The organism is Paenibacillus sp. 2TAB19 (assembly GCF_052115185.1).
Lineage (GTDB): Bacteria > Bacillota > Bacilli > Paenibacillales > Paenibacillaceae > Pristimantibacillus.
This window is the reverse complement of the sequence record NZ_JBFRGE010000125.1, coordinates 1-11,368: the sequence shown is the minus strand read 5'-3', so window position 1 is coordinate 11,368 and position 11,368 is coordinate 1. Positions and strand designations below refer to the sequence as shown.

General features: G+C 48.4%; 8 protein-coding genes and 2 tRNA genes. 6 read left to right on the top strand and 4 right to left on the bottom strand.

Going from position 1 to position 11,368, the window contains the following annotated elements:
• The coding region (locus AB4Z33_RS29200) for a hemolysin family protein (RefSeq protein WP_442053272.1) at positions 1-1,271 on the top strand (1,271 nt) is incomplete at its 5' end.
• Positions 1,272-1,379: 108 nt separating this feature from the next.
• On the opposite strand, the gene AB4Z33_RS29195 is transcribed toward AB4Z33_RS29200, so the two are convergent.
• Positions 1,380-1,922, bottom strand: a complete 543-nt coding sequence (locus AB4Z33_RS29195) for a pyridoxamine 5'-phosphate oxidase family protein (RefSeq protein ID WP_442053271.1) — start codon at positions 1,920-1,922, stop codon at positions 1,380-1,382.
• Positions 1,923-2,030: 108 nt separating this feature from the next.
• Between AB4Z33_RS29195 and pdxR the strand changes: the two genes are divergently transcribed.
• From pdxR to AB4Z33_RS29180, 3 genes are all read left to right on the top strand, one after another.
• Positions 2,031-3,467, top strand: coding sequence for a MocR-like pyridoxine biosynthesis transcription factor PdxR (gene pdxR, locus AB4Z33_RS29190; RefSeq protein ID WP_442053270.1), 1,437 nt, complete (start codon positions 2,031-2,033; stop codon positions 3,465-3,467).
• Between the two features lie 92 nt (positions 3,468-3,559).
• Positions 3,560-3,635, top strand: a tRNA-Thr gene (locus tag AB4Z33_RS29185).
• A 9-nt stretch (positions 3,636-3,644) separates the two neighbouring features.
• Positions 3,645-3,721: transfer RNA gene (locus AB4Z33_RS29180), tRNA-Pro, on the top strand.
• A gap of 106 nt (positions 3,722-3,827) precedes the next feature.
• Here the strand turns inward: AB4Z33_RS29180 and AB4Z33_RS29175 are convergent.
• Both AB4Z33_RS29175 and AB4Z33_RS29170 read right to left on the bottom strand, forming a co-directional pair.
• Positions 3,828-5,183: a M48 family metallopeptidase gene (locus AB4Z33_RS29175; RefSeq protein WP_442053269.1), complete on the bottom strand. Its 1,356-nt coding sequence runs from the start codon at positions 5,181-5,183 to the stop codon at positions 3,828-3,830.
• Between the two features lie 162 nt (positions 5,184-5,345).
• The gene (locus AB4Z33_RS29170) at positions 5,346-6,989 is read right to left on the bottom strand and encodes a hypothetical protein (protein WP_442053268.1); all 1,644 of its coding nucleotides are present in this window, start codon (positions 6,987-6,989) and stop codon (positions 5,346-5,348) included.
• A gap of 92 nt (positions 6,990-7,081) precedes the next feature.
• On the opposite strand from AB4Z33_RS29170, the gene AB4Z33_RS29165 reads away from it, so the two are divergent.
• A complete protein-coding gene (locus tag AB4Z33_RS29165) occupies positions 7,082-7,291 on the top strand; it encodes a YrzA family protein (protein WP_337098573.1) in 210 nt (69 codons plus the stop codon).
• An 18-nt stretch (positions 7,292-7,309) separates the two neighbouring features.
• Here the strand turns inward: AB4Z33_RS29165 and AB4Z33_RS29160 are convergent, their stop codons facing one another.
• Entirely contained in the window at positions 7,310-8,767 is a 1,458-nt protein-coding gene (locus AB4Z33_RS29160; RefSeq protein WP_442053267.1) for an amidase family protein, read from the bottom strand.
• Between the two features lie 172 nt (positions 8,768-8,939).
• Between AB4Z33_RS29160 and AB4Z33_RS29155 the strand changes: the two genes are divergently transcribed.
• Positions 8,940-11,198 (top strand): outer membrane protein assembly factor BamB family protein, encoded by a 2,259-nt coding sequence (locus tag AB4Z33_RS29155; RefSeq protein ID WP_442053266.1) that lies wholly within the window; start codon positions 8,940-8,942, stop codon positions 11,196-11,198.
• Positions 11,199-11,368 lie beyond the last annotated feature (170 nt).

The window sequence follows — 11,368 nt, the reverse complement described above, 5'->3', positions numbered from 1 at the left end:
CTGCTTTTTTCGTGGCAACGGAGTTCGCGATTATCCGGCTTCGCTCCAGTAGAATCGATCAGTTAGTGCTTGAGGGCCGGAAGAACGCTCTTGCCGTTCAACGGGTTACGAGCAATCTGGATGCCTACTTGTCAGCCTGCCAACTAGGTATAACAATTACTGCGCTCGGGCTGGGCTGGTTGGGAGAACCGACCGTTGAAAAAATGCTTTTACCCTTATTTGAACGATTTGAACTCAATAGTGATATTAGCCATATCTTATCCTTTATTATCGCTTTCGTTTCAGTAACGTTTCTACACGTCGTTGTCGGTGAACTTGCACCGAAAACTTGGGCCATCCAGAAAGCCGAGTTTATCAGCTTCCTAACGGCTAAACCAATCATTTTCTTCCATACAATTATGTACCCGTTCATCTGGTTGCTTAACGGCTCAGCTAACGGAATCGTACGATTGTTCGGACTTAAGCCGGCCAAGGAGCATGAAGAAGCTCATTCCGAGGAAGAAATTCAGATTATTCTTAATGAGAGTTATCAGAGCGGGAAGATCAACAATACCGAATACGGCTATGTGAGCCGAATCTTCGCATTCGACGAGCTGCTAGCCAAGGAAATTATGGTTCCCCGCACAGATATGATCTGCTTATTTACGAACAAATCGTTGCAAGAAAATATGGAAATCATTCGCAAAGAACAATATACCCGCTTCCCGGTCGCACTGGAGAGCAAAGATAATATTGTAGGTATGATCAACACGAAGCAGCTTTTCCTAGAATATGAATCGAACAGCAACTTTGAATTCAAGAAGCTTGTTCATCCGGTACTTAGCGTATCTGAGGTAACGCCAGTTAAGTCGCTGCTGAAGAGAATGCAACAGGAACGCGTCCATATCGCTATCTTGGTTGATGAATACGGCGGAACATCGGGACTCATTACGATTGAAGATATATTAGAAGAGATCGTCGGCGAGATTCGCGATGAATTCGATGCTGATGAACGCAAGGACGTAGAACAGCTAGCAGATAATTGCTACTTGCTGGACGGAAAAGTATCGCTTGATGAACTAGCGGACCTTACAGGAACGATCTTCGAGGACGAGGATGTCGATACGGTGGGCGGCTGGCTGTACAGTCAAGTGCAAGATCCGAAGCCGGGCAAGGAGCATCATTACGAGAACCTGATGTTCATTATCCGCGAGACGAGCAAAAACCGCATTCGTAAAGTAGAGATGCTTATTCAACAAAACGAGCCCGTTGTCGAGGGCGAGCTGGCCTAATCTTATCCTAATCAGCAAGAGGATGCTTTCTCCGTGAATCCAATGGATTCGCAGAGCAGCATCCTCTTTTTTTTGACAGGCTGGGTTTGCTATTGCTTCCGGCTAGCTCTAAGCCTGGTCGACTGTTAATCCCGGCTTGTACGTCCTACTCTCGGCAGTCGCATTTTCCTTCGCGGTCAACGTCTCACAGCTTACTTTGTACACATGCGTTGCGCTGCCTTTGGAGGAGCGATAGCGCTCCAGATGCGTTCTCGCCAGCGGGTCCTTATAAAAGCCGGGCACATACTTGTCAAGGAGCGCCCGCATCGCCGCGTGCGCCTCCTCCCGCTCCGTAACCTGCTCCGCTTTACCGAAGATCATAACGCTCATATATGCGGTGTCGGTATGCGCAGGTACTGGATGCGTAATCGTCCCATAATTTTCACTAACCGTAAAGCATGCTTCGTTATTGTCCGCAATGATCCTTACCTTCCTACCCTCTTCAGCCCCGTGAAAATAGATCGCTCCATTCCACCAAACGAAATTAAGAGGTACAACATACGGCAGCTTGCCGTCCGATAGACCAAGAAATCCGGTCTGTGCCTGATTCAGAAAAAAATCGATCTTTGTTTGATCGCTGCATGCTCTTACATCCAAACGTACGGTAAACATGTTCTTCACCTTCCCAAATGGAATAGATATGTGTTACTGTCATGTTATACAATCGTTGTCACTACGAAAAGTGACAAAAACTATAATTCTAAAGGGGTCAGATAAATCATGACGATGATCGCCATCTCTCCCATTATCGATAAACAAAGCAGCCAGCCGGTCTACATGCAGCTGTACAAATATATTAGATCCCAGGTTGAAGCGGGGTCGCTTGCCGAAGGGGTCCAATTACCGGCTATCCGGCAGCTTGCGCTTCATCTTGGCCTCAGCAAAAATACGATAGAAGCGGCTTACCAGCAGCTTCTGTCGGAAGGCTATGTGGACAGCAAGGAACGAGGTGGTTACCGCGTATTACCGCTGGAGGAGCTCATATGGCCTTTAAAGACAGATAAGACGGAGATGGAATCGGAGATTGTGAACATGGCTGACGAGCCTATTTTGCCGCGCAAAGTCGATTACGACTTCCAGTATGGAGATATGGAGATCGAACGGTTTCCTCATGAAGTATGGAAAAGCTGTCTCGTCGAAGCCGTCTCGAGCAGGTCAAGCGAGGTTCTTGGGTACGGACACTATCAAGGGGATGCTGAGTTACGTGCAGAGATTGCCCGCTACGCTTTCGAATCACGCGGAGTCCATTGTCATCCCAACCAAATTATCGTATGCGCGGGTACACAACATTCTGTGAGCATGCTGTGCCAGCTCCTGTCGCTGCGAGAGCAGCGTATTGGCATGGAAGAACCCGGCTATGCGGGTGTTAAGACGGTGCTGCGCAATCACGGCTGCTCCTTAAGCCCTATTCCTTTGGAGCATGACGGTATTCAGATTGAGCGTCTTTATACGGCTGGCGTGCAGGTCGCTTATGTGACTCCTTCCCATCAATTCCCGATCGGTATGGTACTTCCTATTCATAAGCGAACAAGGCTGCTGCAATGGGCGATTGATTGTGACGGGCTTATATTGGAAGACGATTACGATAGCGAATTCCGCTATTACGGTCAACCTGTTCCTGCGCTCAAAGCGCTTGATACAGCGGACAAGGTTATTTATATGGGTACGTTCTCCAAATCCTTCCTGCCTGCTGCACGTTTAAGCTATCTTGTCCTTCCCCCAACCTTAATGGCAACCGTTCAGGACAAGCTTGCAAATTACAGTCACCCCGTCTCCCCTATTATTCAGAAGGCGGTTACGCTATTCATGAGTCGGGGACATTTCGCCAGACATATCCGTAAGATGAGGCGCATCTATCAAGGGAAACATAAAGCAGTTACGGCCGCTATTCAGCGCTGGATGGGAGAACACGTCGAAGTAATCGGCGACCGTTCCGGTCTTCATCTATTGCTGCATGTGAAGGGCCGGCAAAGCGAGGATCTGCTTCGGCTTGGAGAACTTGCGGGCTGCCGTGCCTATTCCCCTTCCCGTCATTGGAATCATGCTGCAGATTGTCCGGGGGGCTATATGATGATTGGATTTGGAGGCATGGAGGAAGCCCAGCTTACAGAAGGTATTCGGCTCTTAAGCGAGGCATGGTTCGGCGGAAAAAGCTAGCTTGAGAAGTAGATCAAATTTTTTTTAAAAAAAAGCTTGCATAAAGGACGAGTTGTGTGTAATAATACATCTTGTGTCAAAGAGAATAACGCGCCGTTGTAGCTCAATTGGTAGAGCAACTGACTTGTAATCAGTAGGTTGGGGGTTCAAGTCCTCTCGACGGCACCATCTCTTTCACGGGACGTAGCTCAGCTTGGTAGAGCACCTGGTTTGGGACCAGGGGGTCGCATGTTCAAATCGTGTCGTCCCGACCATAGTGAAACTATGAAGGTACAGCAATCATACATAGCTTTAACAAAGAAAGAGAAGCTTGAGCAATCAAGCTTCTCTTTCTTTGTTATGATGAAGCGGGAGAAGCAGCTAAGCTGCTTCCCCTATTCCCGGCTTCAACTTCTCAGCCAGCTCCTCGTAACCTGATTCTAACGCATAGTCAGAAGCACTCCAGCCCGAATCGTCTATCGTAGACGGTTCAGCACCATATTCGAGCAGCAGCATAACCGCGCTCTCATCACCGTGTGATGCGGCAGTCATCAGAGGCGTCCATCCATAGCTGTCCTGCAGATTCGGGTCTGCCTGATGGTCAAGCAGCAATCTAGCCATTTCAACATAGCCGCCTGTTATTGCTACCGTCAATGCTGTATTCTCATATTCTTCCTCGATCAAATCAATCGATGCACCTGACTCAAGCAACGCTTTTGCCATTTCTAAGTTATTCTGATCAGCGGCACTCATAAGCACGGTCCATCCATCATAATCGGTAGTATTAGGATCAGCGCCTGCCTGCAGCAGCTCCGTAACGCGAAGAGTTTCCCCGTTCAATGCAGCATCCAGCAGTTCCTCGTTCTGCGTACTGTCCTCAAACGCGCCAGTTGCCACTTTGAAAAGCGAAGCGGATAAAACAATTCCGGTAATAAACATTACTAAGATCGCAACACAGACGGAGCCAATTATAATATAAGTCATCCTCGACGACCGGTAGCGCGGAGACAGATGCGGGTCGACATACCGCTGAATCGCATCGATCCGCTTAGGAAGCGGAGGATGAGTTGACAACTTCTCCGCGAGCCATACGAAAAGTCCGCGCTCACTGCTGCTCTGAAGCAAATAATCTTCACGGTCCACCTGTTTGTATAAGCTCTTGCCCACTGCCAGTACCGTTAGTCCGTTCATTGCCGCTTCAGCGTCCTCTGTGAAATGAGTAGCCATTCGGTCGCATGTGTACTCACATGCCCGCGAGTAGGCGTCGCCAAGGAACGGCAGCCACATGGCTGGAATGATGAACAGGTGCTTCGTTAGATGCCTCCGCTGCAAGTGCGCAAGCTCGTGACTGATGACGAACGTCAGCTCCTTGCTCCCGCCTCTGTTCATCAGCTCGAATAAATCCGAATAAAGCACGACCATATTTCGGCCAAAGAACCGGGTTGCGAAGGCGTTCAATACCCCGCTTGATTCCATGATATATACATCCGGCAACGATGGAAGCCCCATCCGCAAGCTCTGTTGATATACGATTTCGTATATCTCGGGAAATTGCTTTTGCGTAATTCGCACGCCATTTATTCGAATGCTCGCGTTCAGTATCGCTTGAGCAATGAGCGGCACGACGACAATAAACAATAAAATATAAATGCCTATAATCGAAATCAACAATACGAGCGAAGCTATAATACTAAATACGAGCGCTATTACATAATACGTTTTTTCTTTCTTGTGCACCAACGACGGATCTACATACATTCCTTTAAGCAACCCCTTCTCTAAACAATACCAACAGTATACATGAACTGGTAGATTTGAGGTATAGCCAATAACAAGAAAGAGAGCTTGCTTCTTGCGAAGCTAGCTCTCTTTCTGACATCGAACTACAGTAGCGCTCAATCATTTCGTAATCTGACTAGCGAGCACCTCGGAAGTAATCCATTTACGGAATACGAGCAGCAGAATGATCGGCGGCAAACTTATGAGTGCGCAATACTGCCAAACGCTTGGATCGGTGAAGTTCGCAGGATCGCTCATTAACAACCGAAACCCCTTTGCAACGGGAGAGTGTCCATCCTCTCGAGCATTGTAAATGATGGAAGGCAAATAGGCATTCCACAATGAAATGAATTGCAGTACGCCAAGCGCCAACAGCGGCTTCCATACCTTAGGAATATATAGCGTGAAGAACGTATGCAGCTCACCACGCCCGCTTGCCTCAGCCTGTTCCTTCAGATCGCTGTACCGGCTATTAAATATCGACTTCAGCACAAATACAGAAGCAAGTGCAAAAAATCCTATGAACATTTGTGGAAACATCGTATTTACCATGTCCAGCTCCATAAAAAGGAAAAATTCGCCAATCAGATTTTTATTGAATAGCAGCACGAAGAGCAGAAACAGTTTATATAAGCTGCGGCCAGGCAATTTTTTTACGGTTAATGGATACGCAAGCGTTACGGTAATAAGCATAAAGACGACTGCAGCAACAAAATAACTAATCGAATACCCGGCTATATTCCATAATGACATATGATCCCACACGCCAACTCCTGAAGTGCTTTTTCTCGTGAACGGATCCACTAACAGGAAATATAAGAATAGCAATATGACTGCTGCATATAACGCGGAGATAGCTGTCCCCCACCACGTATTTGCCTTATTAGTATCTTGAATTGCATTCCGATTTTGAATTCCGCTAAACAAATCGCGTAGGAATTTGCCTCTCACGAGCAGGTATGCCAGAATCACAAGAACCAACTGAATTATCGATACAATTACTCCTGCGGCGGCTGATAAGCTATATCTAGCCAGCATCAACCCATTCGACATAATGTAATTATCGACTGTGTTTCCACTTTCCATCGTAATCGGATTGACTAAATTTGACGTCAACTCAAGCTGGCCTGTGAGTATGAACGATAGATAGAGAATCAAATAGGCAGCTATCGCTCTTGATGCAGCAGCTAGATTAGATCTGCCACGCACGCCAGCCGTCTGTGCAGCGCCATTGGTTAGGATTGCAGCAAGTCCGATCAACACTGGAATACCTAAGCTTCGGAATACTTCAACAACAATGATAATTGGCTTCGTCCAAAACGGGTCTGCGAGCAGCAGATCGTCCGTCAGGTCAATAGGCGAATGATCTGGCGACAATAGAATCATCACGACTCCGACAGTAAAGATCGACGGGACAACATAAGGAATGAGGAAAATCGCTTGGAACGTGTTTCTAACCGCTTTTGAACGTATAGCCCCTAGTGCAAGAGCCAGCAACAAAGAAATAACACCGCTTACGAATACGAAACCAAAATGAATAATAACAGTGTTACGAAGCGACTGCCAAAAATATGCTTCCTCGAACAGTGYCTTGAAGTTGCCGAAACCCACCCAAGGACTGCCAAACATTCCTCGAAACGGACTATAGTCAATAAAGGAGTAATACATCGTTTGAATGAGCGGAATTAGCTTGAAGATAACAATAAGCAGTAATGCCGGCAATACGATAAGGTAATGAAACTTGTACTTCCAAATACGATCCATCAATTCGGGTGCTCCCTCGCTCTCTTCCTTATGAATAGGTATAATGTGTATTAACGACGATTAATAGAAACTTAAAGATTGGGGATTACAAAATGGATTTCCGTTTGGATTTATTGGATACGAAAATCGAGTTTTTTGAAGCGACGGATTTGAAGTCGCTGGAGCGTATGGTCAATAGTCAGATCGATATGAACAAGGCGCTTATGCTTGATGTCCATTCCATTAGCCATCAGGTGACGTTCCATCCGAAGATGGAGAAAATGGTATACAGCGCCGTCGTACACTTTAAAGTTAAGCGTTAGCCTGCATTGCAGCGGGCCTTAGACGTAACTCTTAAGCGACGGCGGCTTGCGGACGAGCGAGTTTTGCTCGTAATCGTAAGCTAGCTTAATAAGCATCGGCTCGCTGTATGCCGCTCCGGCGAACGTCACGCCGAACGGTACGCCTTCGGATGTGTAGCCTGCAGGTACGATGATACTCGGATATCCGGCGCGAGACGTAATTCTAGCGCCGAAGTCGGCCGGGAAGAGCAAGGCGTCGAGCTGATGCTCAGCAAGCGTCGCATCGATGCCCTCGTCCTTGCAGAGCCGCAGATCGGCGGCGCGATCCCGCAAGTACGGCGTTTCGGTCAACATACCCGTTGTCGTCGTCTCTGCCGCAAGCAGCGTCGTCTGACCGTAACGCAGCGCTTCAATGGGATGCTCATTATTGAAGGCGATAATATCCTTGAGCGATCGCAGCTTCGCACCTGCCGGCAGCTTGCTTAAGTAAGCATTAAGCGCCGACTTGAATTCATTAAGCACGACCGAGGAATAAACGATTTGACGAGCTGTCTTAATATTGGCGGCATCAATGATAATTGCCCCCTGCCCCCTCATCACTTGGACGGCAGCATCGAATATCGCAAGCTGCTCCTCCGTCAGCTCCTCGAAATAATAATCTCTTGGAATACCGATTCTAGCACCTCTCAAACCGCCTCGCGCCAAATACTGCGTGTAATCGCCATGCCCCTTCCACTGCATCGCCCCTGTCGCCGCATCCGATTCATCATAGCCGGTTATGGCGCTCAACACGATAGCCGCATCCGTCACCGTCCGAGCGATTGGTCCAACCGTATCTTGGCTCGTCGATAACGGGAGAACGCCGGAACGGCTAACGAGCCCCACAGTAGGCTTGATCCCGACCGTCGAGCTCAGATTCGCAGGATTAAGTATCGAGCCCGACGTCTCCGTTCCAATAGAGACCATACAGAAGTTGCACGCAACGGCAACGCCGGAGCCTGCGCTCGAGCCGCCAGTCGGCTTGGAGATGTTATACGGATTGAGCGTCTGACCGCCGCGCGAGCTGTATCCCGAAGGCATGCCATCTGTCATAAAGTTCGCGAACTCCGTCATATTAGCTTTGCCGAGTATAATGGCGCCCGCTTCCCGCAATTTCTTCACAACCGTTGCGTCTTCTCCCGCATAGGAGCCCGCCAGCGCCAGCGAACCTGCGCTTGTGCTCATCTGATCCATTGTATTGATGTTGTCCTTAAGTAGAATAGGAATACCGTGCAACGGCCCTCGAACTCCTCGGGAAGCTCGCTCGGCATCAAGCGCCGAAGCAATAAATAACGCCTCCGGATTAACACACAGAACCGAATTGATCGTTAGCCCATTTTTGTCATGAGCTGCTATTCGGTCTAGATAGATAAGCGTAAGTTCTCTAGAGGTAGTCTCACCTGATGTCAGTGCAGCCTGCATAGACGTAATCGTCGCTTCGATAACCTCAAAGCTCATAGGATCGCTCATCTCCATTAGTACCAAGGTATATTTTGGAATTAATATACCATATCATCCTGCCCGCTACTACTTGAATCTATGAATCTAACTAAAACAGCCGCGCACAGAAACTTTTTTCCGCAACTTCACGTCTAAATGGAAAAATATCCAATTTCAAGGGAGAGTTCATATGGATAGTCCTCAACGCCAGCCACAACGGTTACGTATCATTCTCGTAGTCACGCTTATCTCCGCTCTTCTTCTGACGATCGGGTGCAAATCAGAAGATCTGCCTGTTGCTTCCCCGTCGACTACCGCGACACCAAAGCCTACTCTTGCGCCGACGGCTACGCCGCTTCAATTGCTTACGGTAGATGGCCAACTGACACTCAGCTCCCTAGCACCGATCTTCGCAGGAGAAGCATACACTACGTCAATCCCGCTTGAAGCCAGTCACTACGGCAAAGCTGGCGATACATTCAAAGTGTCCGAGCAGCGAGGCGAATGGATTGCCTTCGCTACCGATGAAGTTGGGCTCATCCGGCTACCGATCTGGTATGGTACAGACGCCTCTAAGGAGATTCGGGTGCGTCAACCGGTCAAGCTGAATGTAAAGGCTGGTGCAAAGTATTCTTTATTCCCCGGCAGCACGCTGACAACGGACGGCAGCCATCTTGGCGAGTCGATCTACAGCGCTATCCGCTGGAACGACTGGTACGGCGTTCTTCAATCGCCGGTTAACCCCTATGGTGAATATCAGCCCAATCGGCCTGTGCTGCTCTGGATCCCATCTGAACAGATTGAATCGAGCGAAGACGTGCAAGGCGGCATCCTTGATGCGAATAGTTCGCTCCCGGTCACCGAAGCGATCTCCATTATCGAGGCTGTTATATCCAAAGGAACGGATGCAGAAGCGGTGAGACAGTTGCTGGGCGAACCGAATATAATCGAGACGTCGCGCAATATGAGCACTACGGATGAAGCGATGCGCCTTGGCGTTACATGGCGTTATGAGCTGGGAGAAGTCCATTTTACGATTACGTTTAATAAGGAGAAGAAGGTTGAGGAATGGCGTCTGATTCAGACAGCAACCTTAGCTGAGCATAAGAAATTAAGCAGTTATACGTATCCTGTGGAGTACATGCACGAATATCGGGAACTTCCGCCAAGCTCTACCAAAGGTGTGAATTGGACATRGCGCAACGAATACAATCTAGGTTATACGTACTTGCAAGCTGTTACGGATCGCATCCTGCTGCTCAAAGGGGATGACGGCGGCTATAGCGGCATGCATAATAACGGAGGTCTCTACGCGGTCGATCGGGAAACCGGCGAGACGTTGTGGAGGATCGATGCAGGGTTTGGCGGTTTCGCAGCTTACTTAGACAACAACAACGAATATGCTACCGTATTCATTGACTATGACCCCGCTTCGCAACAATATGTACGGCGGATAAGCCGCGTGAGGCTGTCCGACGGCAAGCCTGTATGGACGTTCGACGGGAGTAAGCTCGAAGACTTCAGAGTGGCAAGGGCGAAAAACACCGTTGTTATCCATCAAGGATCATCCGTGCCGAATGCGGAAGGCAAGATTATCGCCCTTGATGCTGCAACCGGTAAAGAAAGATGGACCAAGTCAACAAATGACAGCTATGAGATTATAAACGATAGTGATCGTTATGCTGCCATTATGATTGTTCAATATAATACATTGCAGGCATTAGATCCGCTTACGGGCGATCTCATGTGGGAAGAAGCATCGCAGGGCACACAAGCCGAGCCGGCAAGCTATTATTCGCGCCCGTTCATCGAGTCGCCAATCAACCCCTTCGAGCCGGAGAAAACCGATCAATGGATCATGCTTGGCAATGAGATCCTATTAGTGAATACGAGTACGAAAAAAAAGCAGGTTAAAGCGAGGTATACGATAGGAGACCATGAATTCGTTCATGCGCTCGAGGGACAACACCTGCTCATTCAACAGCCTGCAGATGACAAGACGGAGGTCGAGCCGACACAGTATAAGACAGCGTTATACGACGCGGTCAACGCCAAGACGTTATGGTCGATTCCAGGCAAAGGAGCGGGTGCGGTATTCGATGGCGATATCGTCTACATGACCGTGGACGGCATACCAACGGCTGTTAGCCAAGCAGATGGCAAGATTCTCTGGAAGACAAAAGAGTCCTCTTTTACGGGTTCAGTATCCTACTACGGAGCAAACAAGTTCATCGTGCTGGATGACAAGCTACTGCTTTCTTACGGCGAAGATCTATTGCTCCTTGACAAGCAAACCGGCAAGCAATTGAACCGATTACAAGACGTTATATTAGGGTATCCCGATTTGCGCTTAAAGGACATTTTGAATGGCTTAATCAATCGTAATGGCGATGAGCTGTATATCGGCTCAAGCAACGGCTACTTCTCGCGCATGAAGCTAGACTTCTAATAACGATTACACATACAAAAGAAGCTGGCTCCTGCACTGGAGTCAGCTTCTTACTTTAATATTACAAATCCTGAGACAGCCGAACCATAGCTGACTCCAGTGCAGGAGCCAGCTTCTTTTGTATGTGTAATCGTTATTAGAAGTCTAGCTTCATGCGCGAGAAGTAGCCG

Bases quoted from the DNA above. Each gene is read 5' to 3' on its own strand.
- AB4Z33_RS29160 (WP_442053267.1), bottom strand. From the start codon at position 8,767: ATGAGCTTTGAGGTTATCGAAGCGACGATTACGTCTATGCAGGCTGCA.
- pdxR (WP_442053270.1), top strand. From the start codon at position 2,031: ATGACGATGATCGCCATCTCTCCCATTATCGATAAACAAAGCAGCCAG.
- AB4Z33_RS29165 (WP_337098573.1), top strand. From the start codon at position 7,082: ATGGATTTCCGTTTGGATTTATTGGATACGAAAATCGAGTTTTTTGAA.
- AB4Z33_RS29195 (WP_442053271.1), bottom strand. From the start codon at position 1,922: ATGTTTACCGTACGTTTGGATGTAAGAGCATGCAGCGATCAAACAAAG.